Source organism: Klebsiella sp. KTE92, assembly GCF_000398905.1.
Lineage (GTDB): Bacteria > Pseudomonadota > Gammaproteobacteria > Enterobacterales > Enterobacteriaceae > Klebsiella > Klebsiella variicola.
The window spans coordinates 1,025,119-1,047,043 of the sequence record NZ_KB976100.1 but is presented as its reverse complement, the minus strand read 5'-3'; the positions used below and the strand labels follow the sequence as shown (position 1 = coordinate 1,047,043).

Sequence of the window (21,925 nt, the reverse complement as noted above, 5' to 3'; positions counted from 1 at the left end):
AAAAACACCCGCAAGAATCTGCTCTGCTCCGGGAGGCGATAAGCCCTCGCTCATCTTTTCAACGCAGCCCAAAAGAAACTTTCGCTAATTCGATCCCCCTCGCATATATGGAAAATAAATTCCACAACACAATTGAAACAGAACAAACATTTCCTTAAGTTAAGGTCAGTCTATCCGGATGCGCGTTGCCGCAGGCGTCGGCATTGAGCGTCTCAGAGTGCGAATGATTTCAAAAAGGAGAGCACCATGTTAAACGGCCTGAAACCCTTATCCCGCTCCCTGCGTTGGGGCATGGTCGGCGGCGGGGGAACCAGTCAGATCGGCTACAGCCACCGCTGTGCGGCGCTGCGTGACAATGTTTATACCCTGCTGGCCGGCGCGCTTGACGTCGATGCCGAGCGCGGGCGCGCGTTCGGCGAGCAACTGGGCATCGCGCCGGAGCGCTGCTACGCCGACTACCAGACCCTGTTTCGTGAAGAGGCGCAGCGCCCTGACGGCATCGAGGTCGTCTCGGTCACCACCCCGAACAATACCCATTTCGCCATCACCAAAGCGGCGCTGGAAGCGGGCCTCCACGTCATCTGTGAAAAGCCCCTCTGCTTTAGCGCCGAAGAAGCACGCGAGCTGGTGGACCTGAGCAAAAAACAGAACAAAATCGTCGGCGTCACCTACGGCTATGCCGGCTATCAGATGATCCAGCAGGCGCGGCAGATGATTGCCGATGGACTGCTCGGCGAGATCCGCATCGTCAATATGCAGTTCGCCCACGGCTTTCATAACCAGGCCGTCGAGCTGCAGGCTGAATCCACCCGCTGGCGCGTGACGCCGAAGTTTGCTGGGCCCAGCTATGTGTTGGGCGATCTGGCCACCCATCCGCTGTTTGTCGCCGAAACCATGGCGCCGCAGCTCAATATCAAACGGCTGATGTGCTCCCGCCAGAGCTTTGTCCCCTCGCGCGCGCCGCTGGAAGATAACGCCTTTGTCCTGATGGAATATGACAACGGCGCGGTTGGCTCGATGTGGACCAGCGCGGTCAACAGCGGCGCCATGCACTCGCAAAAAGTGCGTATCGTCGGTGAAAAAGCGAGTATCGAATGGTGGGATGAGCATCCTAACCAGCTCAGCTATGAGGTGCAGGGCGAGCCGGCGCGGATTCTTGAGCGCGGGATGCCCTACCTGTCGCCGAACGCGCTGGCGGATGACCGCATCGGCGGCGGCCATCCGGAAGGGCTATTCGAAGCCTGGGCCAACCTCTATCGCCGCTATGCGCAGGCGATTGACGCCACGGACCGTGACGATCGCGCTTTCCTGCAAGACTTCTGGTATCCGGACGTTGAAGCCGGGCTGCACGGCGTCTATTGGGTCGAACAGTGCGTCAAATCGGCTGACGCTGGCAGCCAGTGGGTTGACTTTACTTTACCTTAATTTTTCCCCTCGCCAGTGGAGTCCCCCTCCACTGGTTTATTGATTTCTACCAACTTGTCTCATCGCGCAACAGCCCCGTAATATCTGTTAAACAAACATTTATTTACGCTTCTTACCCCCCGCCGCTACACTAGGCGCAGTTTTTATATTGAGGTGGTAATGAACGATAACAAAATGACGCCAGGGGAACTGCGCGCGACCTGGGGTTTGGGGACGGTATTCTCCCTGCGCATGCTTGGCATGTTTATGGTCCTGCCGGTTCTGACCACGTATGGCATGGCGTTGCAGGGCGCCAGTGAAGCGCTGATTGGCCTGGCGATCGGTATCTACGGCCTGGCGCAGGCGATTTTCCAAATCCCCTTCGGACTGTTATCTGACCGTATTGGCCGTAAGCCGCTGATCGTCGGCGGCCTGCTCATCTTTGTACTCGGCAGCGTCATCGCCGCGCTCACCGACTCTATCTGGGGCATCATTCTTGGCCGCGCCCTGCAGGGCTCCGGCGCTATCGCCGCCGCGGTCATGGCTTTGCTATCCGATCTCACTCGCGAACAGAACCGCACCAAAGCGATGGCCTTTATCGGCGTCAGCTTTGGCGTCACCTTCGCCATCGCCATGGTGCTGGGGCCGATTGTCACCCACCAGTTGGGTCTGCACGCGCTGTTCTGGATGATCGCCATTCTGGCGACCATCGGCATCCTGCTCACCCTGTGGGTGGTGCCCAACAGCCATAACCACGTGCTCAACCGCGAATCCGGGATGGTGAAGGGCTGCTTTAGCAAAGTACTGGTGGAACCACGCCTGCTGAAGCTCAACTTTGGCATCATGTGCCTGCACATCATGCTGATGTCGACCTTTGTCGCGCTGCCCGGCCAACTGGAGGCTGCTGGCTTTCCGGCCGCCGAGCACTGGAAGATTTACCTGGTCACCATGGTTATCTCGTTCATCTCGGTGGTGCCGTTTATCATCTATGCCGAAGTGAAGCGCAAAATGAAGCGCGTCTTCCTGCTCTGCGTCGCCATCCTGCTGATTGCGGAAATTGTCCTCTGGGGCGCTGGAGGCTACTTCTGGGAACTGGTGGCGGGCGTCCAGCTCTTCTTCCTGGCGTTTAACCTGCTGGAAGCGCTGCTGCCATCGTTAATTAGCAAGGAGTCGCCGGCGGGCTATAAAGGCACCGCAATGGGCGTCTACTCCACCAGCCAGTTCCTCGGCGTGGCGATTGGCGGCGCGCTTGGCGGCTGGGTCGATGGTTTCTTTGATTCGCAAACCGTGTTCTTGCTGGGCGCCCTGCTGGCAATGCTGTGGCTGCTGGTGGCCAGTACCATGAGCGAGCCGCCGTACGTCAGCAGCCTGCGGGTGGAGGTGCCGGATGGCGTGGTGGTCGACAGCGCGCTACAGACGCGTCTGCTGAACGCCAACGGGGTTCATCAGGCGCTGGTGGTACCTGAGGAGCGCTCGGTGTATATCAAAATCGACAGCAAGGTCACCAACCGCTTCGAGATCGAGCAGCTCATCAAAGGGGTATAAAAAAAGCGGGGAATTCCCCGCTTTTTGCTGTCTGCCGCCGCGTTAGTCGCGGAAGTTTTTGAACTGGAACGGCTGCCCCAGATCGCCGCCGCGCACCAGCGCCATCACCGACTGCAGATCGTCGCGGGACTTACCGGTCACGCGGATCTCTTCGCCCTGAATCTGCGCCTGCACTTTCAGCTTGCTGTCTTTGATCAGTTTGACGATCTTCTTCTGCACAGCGCTTTCAATGCCCTGCTTCAGCTTCGCTTCAACAAACCAGGTTTTACCGCTGTGCACGATATCTTCCGGCACGTCGAGGGAGGTACCTTCAATGCCGCGCTTAAGCAGCTTAGCGCGCAGGATATCCAGCAGCTGGTTCACCTGGAAGTCAGACTCACTCAGCACCTTAATGGTTTTGTTGGCGTCGTTTAATTCAAAAGTGGCTTCAACGCCACGAAAATCAAAACGCGACTCGACTTCGCGGCTCGCGTTGTCCACCGCGTTACGGGCTTCCTGAAGATCAACTTCAGAGACAATATCGAAAGATGGCATCTTTTCCTCTCCTTCCGTTTCTTTTGCGTTGCATAATACCTGCAACGCGGCATAACTCAACTTGTTATCCCGGAAGCTTAGCTGATTACGCAACGCTCGCGCTATTTCCCCGTGCTGCCCGACGACGCCGAATCCCCCTTTCCGTCCGACAATGCGAAAAGCGACGAGATAGACTTTAGCCATCAGCGCCTGGGGTAGCGGCAGATGAGGAGGAACAATGAAAGTAACCGTACTGGGATGCGGTGCACTGGGACAACTATGGCTGACCGCGTTGTGCAAACAGGGACATGAAGTCCAGGGCTGGCTACGCGTACCGCAGCCATTCTGTAGCGTCAATGTCATTGAAACCGACGGCTCGGTGTTCAACGAATCACTGACGGCCAACGACCCCGATTTTCTCGCCAGCAGCGAGCTGCTGATCGTCACCTTAAAGGCCTGGCAGGTGTCGAATGCGGTGAAGCACCTGGCCGGGATCCTGCCGGTCACTACGCCAATTGTGCTGGTGCATAACGGCATGGGCACCGTCGAGGAGCTGCGCGGCGTGAAACAGCCTTTACTGCTGGCCTCCACCACCCAGGCAGCGCGTCGCGACGGGAATGTGATCATCCACGTCGCCCAGGGCACCACCCATATCGGTCCGGCGAAAAGCTACGAGGAGGACTACAGCTATCTCGCGGAAGTCCTGCAAAGCGTACTGCCGGATGTCGCCTGGCACAACCATATCTACTCGGCCACCTGGCGCAAGCTGGCGGTAAACTGCGTCATTAATCCTCTGACCGCCCTCAAAGGATGTAAAAACGGCGATCTGCGCCACTATCCGCAGGAGGTTGCCGCCATTTGCCAGGAAGTGGCGGCGGTGATGGAGCGCGAAGGTATTCATACCTCGGCGGAAAACCTGCTATTTTATGTCGAACAGGTGATTGAAAGTACGGCAGAAAATATCTCATCCATGCTGCAGGACATCCGCGCCCAGCGGCACACGGAGATCGACTATATCACCGGTTTTCTGCTCAACCGCGCCCGCGCCCACGGCGTTGCCGTACCGGAAAACGCCCGCTTATTTGAATTGATCAAGCGTAAGGAGAATGAATATGAGCGCGTCGGCACTGATTTGCCTCGCCCCTGGTAGCGAAGAGACCGAAGCGGTCACCACTATCGATCTGCTGGTCCGCGGCGGAGTGAAGGTAACCACCGCCAGCGTCGCCAGCGACGGCGGCCTGACCATCGTCTGCTCGCGCGGCGTCAAACTGCTGGCGGATGCGCCGCTGGTCGAGGTGGCCGATGGTGATTTCGATATCATCGTCCTCCCTGGCGGCATCAAGGGCGCAGAGTGCTTCCGCGACAGCCCGCTATTGGTGGAAACCGTCCGACAGTTCCACCTCTCAGGCCGCATTGTGGCCGCCATCTGCGCCGCCCCGGCGACCGTGCTGGTGCCCCATCAGCTGTTCCCGATCGGTAACATGACCGGTTTTCCGGCGCTGAAGGAACATATCCCCGCCGATCAGTGGCAGGATAAACGGGTGGTCTGGGATCCACGGGTGAATCTGTTAACCAGCCAGGGACCGGGGACATCGATTGATTTCGCCCTGAAAATGATTGACCTGTTGGTGGGTCGCGAGAAAGCGTATGAGGTCGCCTCGCAGCTGGTAATGGCCGCCGGCATCTATAATTACTACGAAGCCTGATAGCCGGTCCGCGCCGCGGACTGGCTCCCCTTTTCCTGAGGAGTCGTAGCATGTCCCGTAGCGCAACCGATTCTCGCGATCTTGTCATCAGCCGCCTGCTCAGCGCGCCAGCCTCTGCCCTGTGGCGCGCGTGGGCCGACCCGGCATTACTCAAAACCTGGTGGTGCCCGAAGCCCTGGTCTACTGAGGTGCTGGCCTTTGATTTTCGCTCTGGCGGGGCTTTTCATACCGTGATGCACGGCCCTGACGGTGAACGCAGCGATAATCCCGGCTGTTTTCTTGCGGTCATCCCGCAACAAAAAATCGTCATGACCTCGATGCTGACGGCGGATTATCGTCCTGCCGTGTCCCCTTTTGCCATGACGGCCATCATCACCTTTGCCGACGAAAAAGACGGATGTCGCTATACGGCCACGGTGCTGCATGCAGATGATGAAACTCGCGAGCAGCATGAGCAGATGGGATTTTTTGAGGGCTGGAATATCGTCATCGATCAGCTGAATGACCTGGCGATGACCCTGCGCTAATGCGCTGGCCCGGGGATGACAAAAAGGCCTTCCATCGGGGAAGGCCTTTTTCAATATGGATGGCAACCCGTTACGGGCGATAAACTTTCACGTTGCTGAAGCCCTGCTCGCGCAGATAGAGCGCCTGCAGACGGCTCATCACCCCGCGCTCGCACCACAGCAGCCAGGTTTTGCTCTGATCGAGATCGCCAAATTTGGTGCTCAGCTTGTAGAACGGCAGCGAAACGACTTCAACGCCCTCGACCTTCAGCGGCTTGTCTTCCTGCTCGTCAATGGAGCGGATGTCGAGGATCGCGTCGTTAGCGCCAAAGCCGGTCACGGTTTCCACTTCAACCACGGCGGCTTCCGTCTGCTGGGCAATATCGCGAATGTCGATATTGCTCGCCTCTTCCACCACTTTATCGAGGATGCTGAAATCGAAGTGTTCTTCTTCCGCTTCAATCTTCGCCTTCACCGCCTTCACGGTCGGGCTCTTCGAGATCACGCCGCAATATTCCGGCATGGTGCGGGCGAAATCTTCCGTGCCGATCTCACGCGCCAGGTCGATGATGTGCTCTTTATCGTGCGAAATCAGCGGGCGCAGGATCAGAGTATCGGAGACGTTGTCGATCAGGCGCAGGTTAGTGAGGGTCTGACTGGAAACCTGGCCCAGCGCTTCGCCGGTGACCAGCGCCTGCACGCCGTAGCGTTCCGCGACTTTTGACGCGGCGCGGACCATCATGCGCTTGAGCACGACGCCCATCTGACCATCGTCCACTTTTTCAAGGATTTCGCCGACCACGGGCTCAAAGTTAATCGCCACAAAGCGAACGCGGTGCGAACTGCCGAAGCGGTTCCACAGGTAATGTGCGACCTGGCGAACGCCAATCTCATGGGCGGCGCCGCCAAGGTTAAAGAAGCAGTAGTGCACGCGGCAGCCGCGGCGCATCAGCATATAGCTGGAAACGCCGGAGTCAAAGCCGCCGGAGATCAGCGACAGCACATCTTCCTGGGTGCCGATCGGGAAGCCGCCGATGCCTTCATAGCGGCCTTTCACCAGCAGCAGGCGATCGTTTTCAATCTCGAGATTGACGGTGACGTCCGGGTCGGTCAGCTTCACGCGCGCCGTTTCAATATGCTGATTCAGACCGCCGCCGACGTAGCGTTCCACCTCAATTGAGGTGAATTCATGTTTGCCGCGACGCTTCACACGCACGCAGAAGGTTTTGCCTTCCAGCGCCTCGCGCCACAGCGGCAGCGTCTTTTCAAAAATATCGTGCAGCGAGGTGAACGGTACGTCTTCGACTTCCAGAATATGGTGGATGCCGGGGATACGGGTCAGCGCATCGCGAATAGCCGGGCGCTGATTTTCATCTTTCGCGCGAACTTCGATATGATCCCAATGACGGACGACGGCCAGCGTCTCGTCATAATTTTTGAGAACGTTACGAATGTTCCCGGTTAAGATTTTAATGAAGCGCAACCGCACAGATTGGCTTTTGATGGTGATTTCCGGGAACAATTTAATGATAAACTTCATGGCGACAATAGTTCGTTGGCAAGCCCGACGGGGCTATAAGCAAAAGTTGTAAAGCAGCGCACACCGGTGCCTGCATCCTGGGCGCGGAGTATATCACCATTGCGCGTTATTTGCTTACACGCGTGACTTCGTTACCATACCCGGTATTGCCGTCGCGACATAACAAGAGTCTACATTCACTATGCCAAAGAAAAATGAGGCCCCGGCCAGCTTTGAAACTGCTCTGGGCGAACTGGAGCAGATCGTTAACCGTCTGGAAAGCGGCGATTTGCCGTTAGAGGAAGCGCTAAGCGAATTTGAGCGCGGCGTACAGCTGGCGCGCCAGGGGCAAAGTCAGCTGCAGAAGGCCGAACAGCGCGTGCAGATCCTGCTGGCGGATAGTGAAGATTCCCCGACCACGCCTTTTACGCCGGACGCTGAATAAAATGGATTTCCCGCAACAATTGCAGGCCTGTGTGGAACAGGCTAATGGGGCATTGCGCCGTTTTATCGCGCCGCAGCCCTTTCAGAACACTCCGCTGGTGGAAGCGATGCATTATGGCGCACTCTTAGGCGGTAAACGCCTGCGCCCCTTCCTTGTCTATGCCACCGGCGCGATGTTCGGCGTCAGCCGCACCACGCTCGATGCCCCCGCCGCGGCGGTCGAATGTATTCATGCTTATTCCCTGATGCATGATGATTTGCCGGCGATGGATGATGACGATCTGCGTCGCGGACTGCCGACCTGTCATATTAAATTTGGCGAAGCCAACGCAATTCTTGCGGGAGATGCCCTGCAAACGCTGGCGTTCTCTATACTGAGTGATGCGCCGATGGCCGACGTCTCTGATCGGGACCGGCTGGCGATGGTCTCCGAACTGGCGCAGGCCAGCGGCGTGGCGGGTATGTGCGGCGGCCAGGCGCTGGATCTGGAGGCGGAAGGACAGCAGGTGGATCTGCAGGCGCTGGAGCGTATCCATCGCCACAAAACGGGGGCGTTGATCCGCGCCGCCGTCCGGATGGGGGCGCTGAGCGCCGGCGAACGCGGCCGCGCTGCCCTGCCCGCGCTGGATCGCTATGCGGAAAATATCGGTCTTGCCTTCCAGGTCCAGGATGACATTCTCGACGTGGTAGGGGATACTGCGACCCTTGGCAAACGTCAGGGTGCCGACCAGCAATTGGGTAAAAGCACCTATCCCGCCCTCCTGGGTCTTGAGCAAGCCCGGAAGAAAGCGCACGACCTGATCGCTGATGCCCGCCGGTCGTTAGATGAGCTGGCCGCACAATCTCTGGATACTTCGGCACTGGAAGCGCTCGCGAATTACATTATTCAGCGCGATAAATAAACAATAAATGAGTCTCTGATGAGTTTTGATATTGCCAAATACCCGACCCTGGCGCTGGTAGATTCCACCCAGGAGTTGCGCCTGTTGCCAAAAGAGAGCCTGCCGAAGCTGTGTGATGAGCTGCGGCGCTATCTGCTGGACAGCGTCAGCCGCTCCAGCGGTCACTTTGCCTCTGGCCTCGGCACGGTGGAACTGACCGTGGCGCTGCACTACGTGTATAACACGCCGTTCGATCGCCTGATCTGGGACGTCGGCCATCAGGCCTACCCGCATAAAATTCTGACCGGCCGCCGGGACAAAATCGGCACCATTCGCCAGAAAGGCGGCCTGCACCCCTTCCCGTGGCGCGGTGAAAGCGAGTATGACGTGCTGAGCGTCGGCCACTCCTCGACCTCCATTTCAGCCGGTATCGGGGTGGCTATCGCCGCCGCGAAAGAGGATAAGCAGCGGCGCGCAGTGTGCGTGATTGGCGACGGGGCGATCACCGCCGGCATGGCGTTTGAAGCGATGAACCACGCCGGGGATATCAAACCCGACCTGCTGGTGGTGCTGAATGACAATGAAATGTCGATTTCCGAGAACGTTGGCGCGCTGAACAATCATCTGGCGCAGCTGCTCTCCGGCAAGCTCTACTCCACCCTGCGCGAAGGGGGTAAAAAGGTCTTCTCCGGGGTGCCGCCGATTAAAGAGCTGCTTAAACGAACCGAAGAACATATCAAAGGGATGGTGGTGCCGGGCACGCTGTTTGAAGAGCTGGGCTTTAACTACATCGGGCCGGTCGATGGCCACGATGTGCTCGGTCTGGTCAGCACGCTGAAGAACATGCGCGACCTGAAAGGCCCGCAGTTCCTGCATATTATGACCAAAAAGGGCCGCGGCTATGAGCCTGCCGAGAAAGACCCGATCACCTTCCATGCGGTGCCAAAATTCGACCATACCAGCGGCGTACTGCCCAAAAGCAGCGGCGGTCTCCCTTCCTACTCGAAAATCTTCGGCGACTGGCTGTGCGAAACGGCGGCCAAAGACAGCAAGCTGATGGCGATCACGCCGGCGATGCGCGAAGGTTCAGGGATGGTGGAGTTTTCGAAGAAATTCCCCGATCAGTACTTTGACGTCGCCATTGCCGAGCAGCATGCGGTCACCTTCGCCGCCGGGCTGGCGATTGGCGACTACAAGCCGGTGGTGGCGATCTACTCCACCTTCCTGCAGCGAGCCTACGATCAGGTGATCCACGATGTGGCTATCCAGAAGCTGCCGGTGCTGTTTGCTATCGACCGCGCCGGGATTGTCGGCGCAGACGGTCAGACGCATCAGGGAGCGTTCGATCTCTCCTTCCTGCGCTGTATTCCGGATATGGTGGTGATGACCCCGAGCGATGAAAATGAATGTCGCCAGATGCTGCATACCGGCTACCATTACAGCGACGGCCCCTGCGCCGTGCGCTATCCGCGCGGTAGCGGCACCGGCGCGACGCTCGAGCCGCTGGCATCGCTGCCGATCGGCAAAGGGGTGGTGAAACGTCAGGGCGAGAAAATAGCGATCCTCAACTTTGGCACCCTGCTGCCGGAAGCCGCGGCGGTAGCGGATAAACTCAACGCGACCCTCGTGGATATGCGCTTTGTGAAGCCGCTGGATACGGCGCTGATCCTGCAGCTGGCCGGCGAACACGACGCGCTGGTGACGCTGGAAGAGAACGCCATCATGGGCGGCGCCGGCAGCGGCGTGAACGAAGTGCTGATGGCCCATCGCCGGGCGGTACCGGTGCTCAATATTGGCCTGCCGGATTATTTTATTCCTCAGGGCACTCAGGAAGAGATCCGCGCCGACCTCGGCCTTGATGCCGCCGGTATTGAAGCCAAAATCCGCGACTGGCTGGCATAATTGCCCCTTCCGCTCCTGCTATGCTTAAGGGATACCCTTGATGAATAGCAGGAGCGCACTATGCACTATATCCCCCTCGGTGATACTGCCTTACGGGTTTCCCGACTCTGCCTCGGCTGCATGACCTTCGGCGAGCCGGACCGCGGCAGACACGCCTGGACGCTTCCGGAAGAGAGCAGCCGCCCGCTTATCCAGCACGCTATTGAAGGCGGCATCAACTTCTTCGATACCGCAAACAGCTACTCCGACGGCAGCAGTGAAGAGATCGTTGGCCGCGCCCTGCGCGACTTTGCCCGCCGTGATGAGGTGGTTGTCGCCACCAAAGTGTATCACCAGGTCGGCGATCTGGCGGAAGGGCTTTCCCGGGCGCAGATCCTGCGCTCCATCGACGACAGCCTGCGCCGTCTTGGGATGGACTATGTCGACCTGCTGCAGATCCACCGCTGGGACTATACCACCCCGATTGAAGAGACCCTCGAAGCGCTGGACGAGGTGGTGAAAGCCGGCAAAGCGCGCTATATCGGCGCCTCGTCCATGCATGCCCGACAGTTTGCCCAGGCGCTGGCGCTCCAGCAGCAGAACGGCTGGGCGCGCTTTGTCACCATGCAGGATCACTACAATCTGATTTACCGGGAAGAAGAGAATGAGATGCTGCCACTGTGTCAGCACAACGGCGTGGCGGTGATCCCGTGGAGCCCGCTGGCGCGCGGCAGACTGACCCGCCCCTGGGGAGAGACCACCGCCCGGCTGGTTTCGGATGAGTTCGGCAAAACGCTTTACAGCACCAGCGAAGAAAACGACGCGCAGATCGCCGGGAATCTCGCGGACGTGGCGGAAGAACTCGACGCCAGCCGCGCCCAGGTCGCCCTCGCCTGGCTGTTAAGTAAACCTGGCGTTGCCGCGCCGATTATCGGTCCATCGCGTCAGGAACAGCTCGACGACCTGCTGCAGGCGGTGGATTTGACGCTTTCTCCGGAACAGATCGACAAGCTGGAGGCGCCGTATCAGCCGCATCCGGTGGTGGGATTTAAGTAACAGGTGTGGTTTCCCCGGCAGCATGATGCTACCGGGGAGAGACGATTAAAGCAGACCGATGGGCCAGTGATGGCCAATGACATACAGCACGCCGGCCGAGATCACGCCGGCGACGATATCGTCGACCATAATCCCCATTCCGCCGTGGATATTGCGGTCAAACCAGCGAATCGGCCACGGCTTCCACATATCGAAGATACGGAAAATCACGAAGCCAGCGGCCACCCACTGCCAGTCCAGGGTCGGCAACGCCATCAGGGTGATCCACATCCCGACAAACTCATCCCAGACTATACTGCCGTGGTCATGGGTGCCCATATCTTTGGCCGTGCGATGGCACAGATAGACGCCAATACAGATGCTCATCATCACCACCAGCGAGTAGAGCTGCCAGGGGAGAAAGGTCATCAGATACCAGAACGGGATCGCCGCCAGCGACCCCATCGTCCCCGGTACCACCGGGCTTAAGCCGCTGCCAAAGCCAGTCGCCAGCAGATGCCACGGGTTACGCATGCTCAGGCGGCGTAACGCCTCGTCTCGACTACGCAAAGTGATCGTATCCCTTTAAATCAAGCGCGACCGGCTTACCATCGCGGATAAATTGCAGCCCTTCGCTCTCCGGCGCAATCTGTCCGATACAGGTAAAACGCGCGCCAAGATGGCCAAGGGCCACGTCCAGCGCCCCGCGGTTCAGCTCCGGTACGGTAAAGCACAGTTCGTAATCTTCCCCGCCGGCGAGCGCCCAGCGCAGCGCCTGCTCGGGCTCCACCTGGCGCAGTATCGCGTCGGAATACGGCATGGCATCGAGATCGATGCGCGCGCCGCAGCCGCTGGCTTTAAGAATATGGCCCAGATCGGAGATCAGGCCGTCGGAAAGATCGATAGCCGATGTCGCCAGGTCACGCAGCGCCTGACCCTGCAGCACGCGCGGCATCGGGCGCAGATGACGAGCCAGCAGGTAGTCGGCGTCAGACGGTTCATCCACCGTCAGCCGGTTCTGCAGCACCGCCAGGCCGGCGGCGCTGTCTCCCGGGGTGCCGGTGACATAGATCCAGTCTCCTGGCTTCGCGCCAGCGCGTTTCATGGCGCGCCCTGGCGGCACAAAGCCGTGAATACCCAGCGTCATGGCGAGCGGGCCACGGGTGGTATCACCGCCAATCAGCTGCATATCGTAATAGTCCAGTTGGACAAACAGGCTGTCGCTAAAGGCTTCCAGCCAGGTTTCATCCACCTCTGGCAAAGTCAGCGCCAGCGTGAGCCACGCCGGTTCCGCGCCCATCGCCGCGAGGTCGCTCAGGTTCACCGCCAGCGCTTTATAAGCGAGGTCGGCAGGGTCGATATCGGGTAAGAAGTGATTGCCCGCCACCAGGGTGTCGGTGCTGATTGCCAGCGTTTTTTTCTCGGGGATATTCAGGAGCGCGCAGTCATCGCCGATGCCGGTTTCAACATCAAGGCGGGCGCTTTTAACGCGATCAAAATAACGGGCAATCAGGGAAAATTCGCCGCATGCCATACGTTATGCCTCAGCAAAGAAAAAAATAAGGCCGGGTTCGCGGGATCAGATCCTGCAAAGCCCGGCCTGGCGTTTACTTTTTGCGGGGACGAATTACCGGAGCCGCTTTGTCCAGCACGCCGTTGACGAACTTATGGCTATCTTCAGCGCCGAAGGTTTTCGCCAGTTCGATAGCTTCATTGATGGCCACTTTATACGGTACGTCGTCACGTTTGGACAGCTCAAACAGCGCGATACGCAGCACCGCTTTTTCCACCTGGCCCAGCTCTTCCAGCTGACGGGACAGGTAGGGCTTCATCAGGCCGTCGAGGTACGCGCTGTTAGTCGCCACTCCGGACAGCAGTTCACGGAAATACAGAACATCTACATCTTTTACGTCCTGTTCCGCCAGGAACTGGTATTCGACATCAGCGATGTCGTTGTGGGACAACTGCCAGGAGTAGAGCGCCTGGACGGCACACTCACGGGCGCGGCGACGAGCAGCAGGTTTCACGGAATTCCCCTTACAAAAATCAGGCCTTGATGGCTTTCAATACGTTAATCATTTCCAGCGCGGTCAGCGCAGCTTCTGCGCCTTTGTTACCGGCTTTGGTGCCAGCGCGCTCGATGGCTTGTTCAATACTTTCAGTGGTCAGAACACCAAAGGCTACCGGGATTTCGCTGTCCTGAGCGACATGCGCCAGGCCATTGCTGGCACCGCCAGCCACATATTCAAAGTGGGCAGTACCGCCGCGGATCACCGTACCCAGCGCGATCACCGCGTCATATTTACCGGTTTTCGCCAGTGCGCCAGCCGCCAGCGGCAGCTCATACGCGCCTGGAACCCAAACAACGGTGATGTTTTCATCTTTTACCTGACCAATGCGTTTCAGGGCGTCAATCGCACCTTCCAGCAGGCTGTCATTGATAAAGTTGTTGAAACGCGCAATGGTGATGGCGACGCGAGCGTCCGGGGTAGCAACGTTAGCTTCAATAATGTTCATACTCTTCCTTCGGGTTCATGTGCCCCGCAAGGGGGGCGGATTTTATCATATTATTCTGAGCGCTGCTTCCTAATAATCAGGAAAGCCTCACGCAGTGGTTAAATGCAGGCAGACATCCGGGCCAACCTGACGTATCTCATTGAATTTGAAATGGGGTGCCTGGCTCAGTTCTTCAAGCCCCGGCAGCGCGCATAATCCACGCGCCGCATTGCCTAACAGTTTAGGCGCAATATAGACGATAAGCTCGTCGACAAGGCCAGCCTGCAGCAGCGCCCCGGCAAGCGTCGCTCCCGCCTCCACCCAGACGCTGTTCACCTGCTGTTTGCCAAGCAGCATCATCAGCAACACCAGATCGAGATGGCCGTTATGTTCCGGCACCAGCAGCGTACGAACGCTTTCCGGCCACTGGCGCTCATCCGCACGCAGGCGGGCAAACAGCGTTTCTCCTGCCTGCTGCACAATACGGTGCTCAGGCGTGACGCGGTTCTGACTGTCGATGACGACGCGCAGCGGTTGGCGCAAATTCTCTTCGGGATACAGCGCCTGAGTATCCGCGCTCAGCTCCTGCCAGCGCACGGTCAGCGCAGGATCGTCCGCCAGCACGGTGGCGCTGCTGGTGAGGATGGCATGACTTTGGGCGCGCAGACGCTGCACGTCGCGTCGCGCCTGCGGGGAGGTGATCCACTGGCTTTCACCGCTGGCCATCGCCGTGCGGCCGTCCAGCGAGGCGCCCAGCTTCAGCTGCACCCAGGGAAAACCGGTGCGCATCCGCTTCAGGAAGCCCTTATTCAGCGCTTCCGCTTCGTTCATCATCAGCCCGTGGCTGACGTCAATACCGGCCTGCTGCAGACGATACAGACCGCGCCCCGCCACCTGCGGGTTTGGGTCTTGCATCGCAGCGACCACGCGGCTAACGCCGGCGGCGATCAACGCATCGCAGCACGGCGGCGTACGGCCATGGTGGCTGCAGGGCTCAAGGGTGACGTAGGCGGTGGCGCCCTGCGCCTTTTCGCCGGCCATGCGGAGCGCGTGCACTTCGGCGTGCGGCTCGCCGGCGCGATAGTGAAAGCCCTCGCCGACGATCTCGCCGTCTTTCACAATGACGCAGCCGACATTAGGGTTAGGATGGGTGGTAAAGCGTCCGCGCGCGGCAAGCTTCAGCGCTCGCGCCATGTACATTTCGTCCTGCATGGCTTAGTCCTGTAAGCGGGCGATCTCTTCGCCGAATTCTTTGATGTCTTCAAAGCTGCGATAGACCGACGCAAAGCGAATATAGGCGACTTTATCCAGCTTTTTCAGCTGTTCCATCACCAGATTGCCAATCATTTTGCTGGCCACTTCGCGCTCGCCGGTGCCGCGCAGATGGGTTTTGATATGGTTGACCGCCATTTCCACGTCATCGGCGCTAACCGGACGTTTCTCCAGCGCTTTCAGCATCCCGCTGCGCAGCTTGTCTTCGTTGAAGGGTTCACGCACATCGTTACTCTTCACCACCCGGGGCATCACCAGCTCCGCCACTTCGAAGGTGGTAAAGCGTTCATTACAGACCAGGCACTGCCGACGGCGACGCACGGAAGAGCCTTCCCCCACCAGACGAGAGTCGATCACTTTGGTATCCACGGCGAAACAGAAAGGGCAATGCATAGCGCGTCCTGACAGGTAGTTAAACTGAAGGGTAGTTTACCGCGAAGTGACCTGACTACAAAGAAAGAGCTTTTGAGACAAAGGATCTATGAGAGAGGCAGGCGGTTTGGCTACCATTAAGCATCCTCTGCAAACGGAATCCTGACCATGACAAGACGTTACCTGAAACTCGCCATCGCGGGCAGCCTGTTTACCCTGACCGCCTGCGCCCAGCAAAGCGAAATCCGCCAGATGCACCAGAGCGTGAGTACCCTGAGCCAGGAGATGACCCAGCTCAATCAGCAAACGATCAAAATCACCCAACAAAACGCGCTGAACGCCAAATCCACCCGCGGCGTCTATCTGCTGCCGGAGGCCAAAACCCCGGCGCGGCTGGAGAGCCAGATCGGCACCCTGCGCATGTCGGTGGGCAGCATTACGCCGGACGGCGACGGGTCACGCCTGACTTTACGCATTCAGGGTGAATCCAACGATCCGCTGCCGGCCTTTACCGCCACCGTCGCCTCCGGGCAGATCACCGGCACCACCCACAGCTATCAGGAAGTCAATGTTCAGGATCAGCTGATTAGCGCCCCGGCCAGCATCCTCGCCCCCAGCGATGTGGATATCCCGTTGCGTCTGAACGTGACGCCCGACAAAGTCGGGTTTATTCGCGTCCACGATATCCAGCCCGCCGCCGCACAGTAAATCTTCACGCCGGGCCCTGCCCCGCCCGGCTACCTCCAGCTCCGTCTTTCTTATCCACTTACAACTTTTCACAAGAGTTCATTAGAAATCGTTCTGTATGGCGATTTTCAGTAGCATTTTGTCAAGAAATGCATAGAATCGTGAACGCAATCGATTACGCATGTTCTGGTTATGTGAAACAACACGTATTTTTGTGAGCAATGATTCCTATAATAGACCCCACAGAAAGACGAAATATTTAGAAACGCTTCGGCACTTCTTTTAACGCCTTCAGGCTCAATTTAAACAGTGGCATTACTATGAAAAAAACATTACTGGCAGCGGGTGCGGTTGTGGCGCTCTCCACTTCTTTTACTGCGGGCGCGGCAGAAAACGATAAACCGCAGTACCTGTCTGACTGGTGGCACCAGAGTGTTAACGTGGTGGGCAGCTACCACACCCGTTTTGGACCGCAGATCCGTAACGATACCTACCTGGAATATGAAGCGTTCGCCAAAAAAGACTGGTTTGATTTCTACGGCTATATCGATGCCCCGGTATTCTTCGGCGGCAACAGCACGGCAAAAGGTATCTGGAACAACGGCTCGCCGCTGTTTATGGAGATCGAACCGCGTTTCTCTATCGATAAGCTGACCAATACCGATCTGAGCTTCGGGCCGTTCAAAGAGTGGTACTTCGCGAACAACTATATCTACGATATGGGCCGTAACGACTCTCAGGAGCAGAGCACCTGGTATATGGGTCTGGGTACCGATATCGATACCGGCCTGCCGATGAGCCTGTCGCTGAACGTCTACGCCAAATACCAGTGGCAGAACTACGGCGCGTCCAACGAAAACGAGTGGGACGGCTACCGCTTCAAAGTGAAATACTTCGTGCCGCTGACCGACCTGTGGGGCGGCTCGCTGAGCTACATCGGTTTCACCAACTTCGACTGGGGTTCTGATCTCGGCGATGACAACTTCTACGATCTGAACGGGAAGCACGCGCGCACCAGCAACTCCATCGCCTCCAGCCACATCCTGGCGTTGAACTACGCGCACTGGCACTACTCGGTGGTGGCCCGTTACTTCCATAACGGCGGTCAGTGGGCTGACGATGCCAAGCTGAACTTCGGCGATGGCGATTTCAGCGTCCGCTCGACCGGCTGGGGTGGTTACTTCGTGGTCGGTTACAACTTCTAATTGCGGATACAGCAAGACAGCGCCCGGGCCAGCCGGGCGTTTTTATTTCTCCCACACGTCGCACCGCACTTTGCGCAGAAAATCGCTTAACGAGCGATCGGCACACTCGCTGAATCGACGCTCAGTCGCCCTGACCGCCAGACAACGGTCGAGGCGAAAGTTACGATAATCATTACGCAGCTCGCACCAGGCCACCAGCAGCCAGCGCTCCCCCCAGAAAAACAGCCCCAGCGGCAGCACGTCGCGCTCGGTTACCCGGCCAGACTCATCCTGATAGCGCAACTGCAGCACCTGCTGGCCGGAGACCGCCTGATGAATGACGTCAAAATAGGTTTTGGCATAGCGATGGGCGCCGAGATCGGGGGCAAACAGGCGGGTCTGCTCCGCCTGGCGCCGGCGCGCCTCCGGCAGGATCGCCAGCATCTTCTCCTGGGCGGATTCCAGCGATTGCGACAGCGCCTCACCGCCCCAGGTTTTCAGCAACCGAATCGCGGCGATCAGCGCTTCGGATTCTTTGGTGGTCAGCATCAGCGGCGGCAGATCGTAGCCCGCCAGCAGGCGATAACCACTCCCCGCCTCGCCCTCCACCGGCACGCCGGAGAGGGAGAGATCGCGGATATCGCGATACACGGTGCGCTCCGACACGCCCAACCGCTCCGCCAGCAGCGCGGCGGTAGTGAGCCGCCTGCCGCGCAGGATCTGCACAATCTGAAATAAACGGTCGGCGCGTCGGGTCATGTCTCACTTCACAAAACGTTTAGGTTAAGCCGGCTGGTGCAGGCCGACGCGGTTGCCCTCGCTGTCAGTAAACAGCGCGATGGTGCCAATATCATTCGGCAGCGTCAGCGGCCCGAAAACACACGCCCCACCCGCCGAGGCAACGCGGTCCAGGGTGGCGGCAAGATGGTCTGTATGCAGGTAAATAATAGCGCCCTGCGCTGAAGGGGCGATACCCTCAAATTTGGCCAACGCGCCGCCAGGGGCCGGATCCTGATGCGGGAACACCGCCAGCTCGGCGCAGTCCATGGTTTCGCGACGCAGCGTCACCTGCATCACCGGCTCATAAAACGCGACGGCGCGATCCATATCGGCGACCGGAATTTCAAACCAGTTAATCACGTTATTCATACTTCCTCCTGCTCGTTAGTGAGTTCAGAAGGAGTGTATGGGAGGGCTCCTGACAGCATACTGTCAGCAGGTTTTATCGCGGACAAAAAAATCCCGGCCGCCTGGGCCGGGATGGCTTTATCTCAACTGAACCGGATTACGGCAGAATAGACGGCTGGTCCGCCCCTTCTTTTTCGACCTTCTGCTGCAGCAGATGCTCGCGCTTCATACCCAGTTTCAACGCCAGCGCAGAGGCGACGTAGATAGAGGAAGCCGTACCGATGGAGACACCGATCAGCATGGTCAGCGAGAAGCCTTCCAGAATCGGGCCGCCGAACAGGAACAGCATCAGGATCACCATCAGGGTGGTCCCGGAGGTGATCAAGGTACGGTGCAGCGTCTGGGTCAACGACACGTTGAAGATCTCGTACGGCGTACCGCGGCGGATCTTACGGAAGTTTTCACGGATACGGTCCGATACCACAATACTGTCGTTCAGCGAGTAGCCGATAACCGACATCAACGAGGCCACAATGGTCAGGTCGATCTCGATATGGAACAGCGACAGTACGCCCATGGTGATCACCACATCGTGCGCCAGGGCGATAACCACCCCGGCAGCCAGACGCCATTCGAAGCGGAAGCCGACGTAGATCAGGATACAGACCAGCGCGGCAATCAGCGCCAGGGCGCCAGTTTGCGCGAGGTCCGCGCCGACGCTCGGGCCGACAAACTCAATTCGCTTCACCGCCGCATTCTGGCTGGTCGATTCGTTAATCACCGTCACGACCTTGCTGCCCAGTTCCTGGCTGACGTTGGCGTCATGCACCGGCGGCATACGTACCATGATGTCGCGGCTGCTGCCAAAGTTCTGCACCTGCGGCTCTTCAAAGCCCGCTTTCTGCAGGGAGTCGCGCATCTGGTCCAGATCGACCGGCTTCTCAAGGGTAATCTCGATCACCGTACCGCCGGTGAAATCGAGCCCCCAGTTAAAGCCGCGGACGCCGATGATGGCGATCGACACAATCAGCAGAAAACCTGAAATGCCGAAGGCCCAGTAGTCCCAGCGCATAAAGTCCCAGACTTTACGGCCGTGGTTCAATTGTTCAACAGTATATTCCTGTGCCACAACGCACTCCTCAGATAGACAGCTTTTTAACGCGCTTGCCGCCGTACAGCAGGTTCACGATGGCACGGGTGCCGACGATAGCGGTAAACATTGAGGTCGCGATACCGATACCGGTGGTAATCGCAAACCCTTTAATGGCACCGGTACCGACCGCGTACAGGATGATCACTTTGATAAGCGTCGTCACGTTGGCGTCGAAGATCGAGCTGAACGCGCCGCGATAACCTTCGTCAATCGCCTGCTGAACGGTACGCCCGTTGCTCAGCTCTTCTTTGATACGTTCGTTGATCAGAACGTTAGCATCGACCGCCACCGCAAGGGTTAACACGATACCCGCGATGCCCGGCATGGTCAGCGTCGCCCCCGGGATCAGGGACATAATGCCGACAATCAGCACCAGGTTGGCAATCAGCGCCGAGGTCGCAATCAGACCGAACTTCTTATAGAAGAGGATCATGAACAGGATAGAGACCACCAGGCCGGCCAGACAGGCTTCCAGACCCTGCTTGATGTTCTGCATACCAAGGGTTGGGCCGATAGTCCGCTCTTCGACGATCTGAATCGGGGCAATCAGCGCACCGGCACGCAGCAGCAGCGACAGCTGGCGTGCTTCGTTCGGGTTGCTGATACCGGTGATACGGAAGCTGTTACCCAGACGCGACTGGATGTTGGCGATGTTAATCACCTCTTCCTCTTTCGCCAGGATAGCGCGACCGTTAGCGTCTTTCTTACCGCTGTCTTTATACTCCACGAACAGGGTCGCCATCGGCTTACCGATATTGTCCTTGGTGAAGTTAGACATGATATTACCGCCCGCGCTGTCCAGCGAGATGTTGACCTGCGGCTGGTTGTACTCATCCATGCTGGAGGTCGAGTCGGTGATATGGTCACCGGTCAGGATCACTCGCTTGTACAGCACCACCGGCTGGCCTTCACGCGTCTCTTTCACTTCCGAGTCGCCCGGCACGCGGCCAGAGGCAGCGGCGGACTGGTCCACGTTGGTATTGACCAGACGGAACTCGAGGGTCGCGGTTGCGCCAAGGATCTCTTTCGCCCGCGCGGTATCCTGGATACCCGGCAGCTCAACCACGATGCGGTCAGCACCCTGACGCTGAACCAGCGGTTCGGCGACGCCCAGCTGGTTCACACGGTTACGCAGAATGTTAATGTTCTGCTGAACCGCGTACTCACGGGCTTCTTTCAGGCGCTCATCGGTCATCACCGCTTTCAGGCTGTTGTCACCCTGAGAGGAAATAACCAGATCGCGATGGCGAGGGCTGAGATAAGAGATAGCCTGGTCGCGCGCCGCGCTGTCGCGGAAGACGATGCTCAGACCATAGTTGTCTTCCTTGCGCACGGTCGCGTAAGGAATGCCTTTGTCACGCAGTTCGCTGCGCAGGCTGTCGATGTTCTGTTCCTGCAGCTTGCCTAACGCGGTGTCCATGTCGACTTCCATCAGGAAGTGCACGCCGCCGCGCAGATCAAGACCCAGCTTCATTGGCTCGGCATAGAGTGCCGCCAGCCAGCGTGGGGTTGCCGGAGCAAGGTTTAGCGCCACGACGTATTTGTCACCCAGCACGGTAAGCAGCGCTTCACGCGCACGCAGCTGGGTATCAGTGGTGTCGAAGCGCGCAAGAATAGCGCCCTCTTCCAGTGCCACAGACTTCGCGGTTATTTTTTCTTCTTGTAAAGTTTTCTGGACCTGGATCAGCGTTTGCTCACTGGCGGCGACGCCGCGCGCGCCAGTGATTTGAACAGCCGGATCCTCACCATACAGGTTGGGAAGCGCATAGATCAGGCCGACGACAATGACGACGACCAGCATGACGTACTTCCACAAAGGATAACGGTTTAACACGGCAGTTCCCTTTGGGAAAAGTTAGATTACAGCGCCTTCATGGTGCCTTTCGGCAGAACGGCAGCAACGAAGTCACGTTTGATAACCACTTCAGTGGTATCGTTCAGCGCGATAGCAATGTAGCCAGTTTCCGCTACTTTGGTCACGCGACCGACCAGACCGCCGTTGGTCAGCACTTCATCACCTTTGGCGATGGAGTTCATCAGGTTCTTGTGTTCCTTGGTGCGCTTCTGCTGTGGACGCAGGATCATGAAGTAAAAAATCAGACCGAACACCACCAGCATCAGAATCAGAGACATCGGGCTGCCCTGCGCCGGTGCACCCGTTGCCGCTACCGCATCAGAAATAAAAAAGCTCATTGAAAT

General features: G+C 58.2%; 24 protein-coding genes. 11 read left to right on the top strand and 13 right to left on the bottom strand.

Annotated elements, in window-relative coordinates; all coding sequences use genetic code 11:
* Positions 1 to 246 precede the first annotated feature (246 nt).
* Together A1WC_RS20135 and A1WC_RS20140 are read left to right on the top strand one after the other, a co-directional pair.
* On the top strand, positions 247 to 1,425 hold the full coding sequence (locus tag A1WC_RS20135; protein WP_008805388.1) for a Gfo/Idh/MocA family protein: 1,179 nt from the start codon (positions 247 to 249) through the stop codon (positions 1,423 to 1,425).
* Between the two features lie 159 nt (positions 1,426 to 1,584).
* Positions 1,585 to 2,949, top strand: coding sequence for an MFS transporter (locus tag A1WC_RS20140; RefSeq protein WP_012542696.1), 1,365 nt, complete (start codon positions 1,585 to 1,587; stop codon positions 2,947 to 2,949).
* Positions 2,950 to 2,991: 42 nt separating this feature from the next.
* Here A1WC_RS20140 and A1WC_RS0124910 read toward each other — a convergent pair whose 3' ends face one another.
* Complete coding sequence (locus tag A1WC_RS0124910) at positions 2,992 to 3,483, bottom strand: YajQ family cyclic di-GMP-binding protein (protein ID WP_002891465.1); 492 nt, start codon at positions 3,481 to 3,483, stop codon at positions 2,992 to 2,994.
* Positions 3,484 to 3,700: 217 nt separating this feature from the next.
* Here A1WC_RS0124910 and panE point away from each other — a divergent pair, with 217 nt between their 5' ends.
* The 3 genes from panE to A1WC_RS20155 are packed head-to-tail and all read left to right on the top strand — an operon-like array spanning position 3,701 to position 5,695.
* Entirely contained in the window at positions 3,701 to 4,612 is a 912-nt protein-coding gene (panE, locus tag A1WC_RS20145) for a 2-dehydropantoate 2-reductase (RefSeq protein WP_008805385.1), read from the top strand.
* Positions 4,575 to 5,168: a protein deglycase YajL gene (yajL, locus tag A1WC_RS20150; protein ID WP_008805384.1), complete on the top strand. Its 594-nt coding sequence runs from the start codon at positions 4,575 to 4,577 to the stop codon at positions 5,166 to 5,168. Before panE ends, yajL begins: the two co-directional genes overlap by 38 nt.
* Positions 5,169 to 5,218: 50 nt before the next feature.
* Positions 5,219 to 5,695: an SRPBCC family protein gene (locus A1WC_RS20155; RefSeq protein WP_008805383.1), complete on the top strand. Its 477-nt coding sequence runs from the start codon at positions 5,219 to 5,221 to the stop codon at positions 5,693 to 5,695.
* Between the two features lie 70 nt (positions 5,696 to 5,765).
* Here the strand turns inward: A1WC_RS20155 and thiI are convergent, their stop codons facing one another.
* The gene (gene thiI, locus A1WC_RS20160) at positions 5,766 to 7,214 is read right to left on the bottom strand and encodes a tRNA uracil 4-sulfurtransferase ThiI (RefSeq protein ID WP_008805382.1); all 1,449 of its coding nucleotides are present in this window, start codon (positions 7,212 to 7,214) and stop codon (positions 5,766 to 5,768) included.
* A gap of 181 nt (positions 7,215 to 7,395) precedes the next feature.
* On the opposite strand from thiI, the gene xseB reads away from it, so the two are divergent.
* The 4 genes from xseB to A1WC_RS20180 are packed head-to-tail and all read left to right on the top strand — an operon-like array spanning position 7,396 to position 11,455.
* On the top strand, positions 7,396 to 7,638 hold the full coding sequence (gene xseB, locus A1WC_RS20165) for an exodeoxyribonuclease VII small subunit (RefSeq protein ID WP_002891398.1): 243 nt from the start codon (positions 7,396 to 7,398) through the stop codon (positions 7,636 to 7,638).
* Between the two features lies 1 nt (position 7,639).
* Positions 7,640 to 8,539, top strand: a complete 900-nt coding sequence (gene ispA / locus A1WC_RS20170; protein WP_008805381.1) for a (2E,6E)-farnesyl diphosphate synthase — start codon at positions 7,640 to 7,642, stop codon at positions 8,537 to 8,539.
* A gap of 18 nt (positions 8,540 to 8,557) precedes the next feature.
* Entirely contained in the window at positions 8,558 to 10,420 is a 1,863-nt protein-coding gene (gene dxs / locus A1WC_RS20175) for a 1-deoxy-D-xylulose-5-phosphate synthase (RefSeq protein ID WP_016160374.1), read from the top strand.
* A 60-nt stretch (positions 10,421 to 10,480) separates the two neighbouring features.
* Positions 10,481 to 11,455, top strand: coding sequence for an aldo/keto reductase (locus A1WC_RS20180; RefSeq protein WP_016160373.1), 975 nt, complete (start codon positions 10,481 to 10,483; stop codon positions 11,453 to 11,455).
* A gap of 45 nt (positions 11,456 to 11,500) precedes the next feature.
* On the opposite strand, the gene pgpA is transcribed toward A1WC_RS20180, so the two are convergent.
* The 6 genes from pgpA to nrdR all read right to left on the bottom strand — a co-directional run bounded on the left by pgpA (position 11,501) and on the right by nrdR (position 15,595).
* Positions 11,501 to 12,004, bottom strand: coding sequence for a phosphatidylglycerophosphatase A (gene pgpA / locus A1WC_RS20185; RefSeq protein WP_008805378.1), 504 nt, complete (start codon positions 12,002 to 12,004; stop codon positions 11,501 to 11,503).
* Positions 11,997 to 12,968 (bottom strand): thiamine-phosphate kinase, encoded by a 972-nt coding sequence (gene thiL, locus A1WC_RS20190; RefSeq protein ID WP_012542699.1) that lies wholly within the window; start codon positions 12,966 to 12,968, stop codon positions 11,997 to 11,999. Before thiL ends, pgpA begins: the two co-directional genes overlap by 8 nt.
* Positions 12,969 to 13,041: 73 nt before the next feature.
* Positions 13,042 to 13,461 carry a transcription antitermination factor NusB gene (gene nusB, locus A1WC_RS20195; RefSeq protein ID WP_008805376.1) on the bottom strand — a complete coding sequence of 140 codons (420 nt, stop codon included), beginning with the start codon at positions 13,459 to 13,461 and terminating at the stop codon, positions 13,042 to 13,044.
* Between the two features lie 19 nt (positions 13,462 to 13,480).
* Complete coding sequence (gene ribE / locus A1WC_RS20200) at positions 13,481 to 13,951, bottom strand: 6,7-dimethyl-8-ribityllumazine synthase (protein ID WP_001021161.1); 471 nt, start codon at positions 13,949 to 13,951, stop codon at positions 13,481 to 13,483.
* Positions 13,952 to 14,038: 87 nt separating this feature from the next.
* Complete coding sequence (ribD, locus tag A1WC_RS20205) at positions 14,039 to 15,142, bottom strand: bifunctional diaminohydroxyphosphoribosylaminopyrimidine deaminase/5-amino-6-(5-phosphoribosylamino)uracil reductase RibD (RefSeq protein WP_016160372.1); 1,104 nt, start codon at positions 15,140 to 15,142, stop codon at positions 14,039 to 14,041.
* Positions 15,143 to 15,145: 3 nt separating this feature from the next.
* A complete protein-coding gene (gene nrdR, locus A1WC_RS20210) occupies positions 15,146 to 15,595 on the bottom strand; it encodes a transcriptional regulator NrdR (protein ID WP_002890417.1) in 450 nt (149 codons plus the stop codon).
* 147 nt (positions 15,596 to 15,742) lie between these two features.
* Here nrdR and A1WC_RS20215 point away from each other — a divergent pair, with 147 nt between their 5' ends.
* Both A1WC_RS20215 and A1WC_RS20220 read left to right on the top strand, forming a co-directional pair.
* Positions 15,743 to 16,282 (top strand): DUF3251 domain-containing protein, encoded by a 540-nt coding sequence (locus tag A1WC_RS20215; RefSeq protein ID WP_008805374.1) that lies wholly within the window; start codon positions 15,743 to 15,745, stop codon positions 16,280 to 16,282.
* 299 nt (positions 16,283 to 16,581) lie between these two features.
* Positions 16,582 to 17,466: a nucleoside-specific channel-forming protein Tsx gene (locus tag A1WC_RS20220; protein ID WP_004204836.1), complete on the top strand. Its 885-nt coding sequence runs from the start codon at positions 16,582 to 16,584 to the stop codon at positions 17,464 to 17,466.
* Between the two features lie 42 nt (positions 17,467 to 17,508).
* On the opposite strand, the gene A1WC_RS20225 is transcribed toward A1WC_RS20220, so the two are convergent.
* The 5 genes from A1WC_RS20225 to yajC all read right to left on the bottom strand — a co-directional run bounded on the left by A1WC_RS20225 (position 17,509) and on the right by yajC (position 21,919).
* Positions 17,509 to 18,204, bottom strand: coding sequence for a helix-turn-helix transcriptional regulator (locus A1WC_RS20225; RefSeq protein ID WP_008805373.1), 696 nt, complete (start codon positions 18,202 to 18,204; stop codon positions 17,509 to 17,511).
* Between the two features lie 24 nt (positions 18,205 to 18,228).
* Positions 18,229 to 18,594: a VOC family protein gene (locus A1WC_RS20230; RefSeq protein ID WP_016160371.1), complete on the bottom strand. Its 366-nt coding sequence runs from the start codon at positions 18,592 to 18,594 to the stop codon at positions 18,229 to 18,231.
* A 136-nt stretch (positions 18,595 to 18,730) separates the two neighbouring features.
* Positions 18,731 to 19,702: a protein translocase subunit SecF gene (gene secF, locus A1WC_RS20235; RefSeq protein WP_008805371.1), complete on the bottom strand. Its 972-nt coding sequence runs from the start codon at positions 19,700 to 19,702 to the stop codon at positions 18,731 to 18,733.
* A 10-nt stretch (positions 19,703 to 19,712) separates the two neighbouring features.
* On the bottom strand, positions 19,713 to 21,560 hold the full coding sequence (gene secD, locus A1WC_RS20240; RefSeq protein WP_008805370.1) for a protein translocase subunit SecD: 1,848 nt from the start codon (positions 21,558 to 21,560) through the stop codon (positions 19,713 to 19,715).
* A 26-nt stretch (positions 21,561 to 21,586) separates the two neighbouring features.
* Positions 21,587 to 21,919 (bottom strand): preprotein translocase subunit YajC, encoded by a 333-nt coding sequence (yajC, locus tag A1WC_RS20245; RefSeq protein ID WP_002890398.1) that lies wholly within the window; start codon positions 21,917 to 21,919, stop codon positions 21,587 to 21,589.
* Between the last annotated feature and the right edge of the window lie 6 nt (positions 21,920 to 21,925).

Bases quoted from the DNA above. Each gene is read 5' to 3' on its own strand.
- A1WC_RS20135 (WP_008805388.1), top strand. From the start codon at position 247: ATGTTAAACGGCCTGAAACCCTTATCCCGCTCCCTGCGTTGGGGCATG.
- A1WC_RS20140 (WP_012542696.1), top strand. From the start codon at position 1,585: ATGAACGATAACAAAATGACGCCAGGGGAACTGCGCGCGACCTGGGGT.
- A1WC_RS0124910 (WP_002891465.1), bottom strand. From the start codon at position 3,483: ATGCCATCTTTCGATATTGTCTCTGAAGTTGATCTTCAGGAAGCCCGT.
- panE (WP_008805385.1), top strand. From the start codon at position 3,701: ATGAAAGTAACCGTACTGGGATGCGGTGCACTGGGACAACTATGGCTG.
- yajL (WP_008805384.1), top strand. From the start codon at position 4,575: ATGAGCGCGTCGGCACTGATTTGCCTCGCCCCTGGTAGCGAAGAGACC.
- A1WC_RS20155 (WP_008805383.1), top strand. From the start codon at position 5,219: ATGTCCCGTAGCGCAACCGATTCTCGCGATCTTGTCATCAGCCGCCTG.
- thiI (WP_008805382.1), bottom strand. From the start codon at position 7,214: ATGAAGTTTATCATTAAATTGTTCCCGGAAATCACCATCAAAAGCCAA.
- xseB (WP_002891398.1), top strand. From the start codon at position 7,396: ATGCCAAAGAAAAATGAGGCCCCGGCCAGCTTTGAAACTGCTCTGGGC.
- ispA (WP_008805381.1), top strand. From the start codon at position 7,640: ATGGATTTCCCGCAACAATTGCAGGCCTGTGTGGAACAGGCTAATGGG.
- dxs (WP_016160374.1), top strand. From the start codon at position 8,558: ATGAGTTTTGATATTGCCAAATACCCGACCCTGGCGCTGGTAGATTCC.
- A1WC_RS20180 (WP_016160373.1), top strand. From the start codon at position 10,481: ATGCACTATATCCCCCTCGGTGATACTGCCTTACGGGTTTCCCGACTC.
- thiL (WP_012542699.1), bottom strand. From the start codon at position 12,968: ATGGCATGCGGCGAATTTTCCCTGATTGCCCGTTATTTTGATCGCGTT.
- ribE (WP_001021161.1), bottom strand. From the start codon at position 13,951: ATGAACATTATTGAAGCTAACGTTGCTACCCCGGACGCTCGCGTCGCC.
- ribD (WP_016160372.1), bottom strand. From the start codon at position 15,142: ATGCAGGACGAAATGTACATGGCGCGAGCGCTGAAGCTTGCCGCGCGC.
- nrdR (WP_002890417.1), bottom strand. From the start codon at position 15,595: ATGCATTGCCCTTTCTGTTTCGCCGTGGATACCAAAGTGATCGACTCT.
- A1WC_RS20215 (WP_008805374.1), top strand. From the start codon at position 15,743: ATGACAAGACGTTACCTGAAACTCGCCATCGCGGGCAGCCTGTTTACC.
- A1WC_RS20220 (WP_004204836.1), top strand. From the start codon at position 16,582: ATGAAAAAAACATTACTGGCAGCGGGTGCGGTTGTGGCGCTCTCCACT.
- A1WC_RS20225 (WP_008805373.1), bottom strand. From the start codon at position 18,204: ATGACCCGACGCGCCGACCGTTTATTTCAGATTGTGCAGATCCTGCGC.
- A1WC_RS20230 (WP_016160371.1), bottom strand. From the start codon at position 18,594: ATGAATAACGTGATTAACTGGTTTGAAATTCCGGTCGCCGATATGGAT.
- yajC (WP_002890398.1), bottom strand. From the start codon at position 21,919: ATGAGCTTTTTTATTTCTGATGCGGTAGCGGCAACGGGTGCACCGGCG.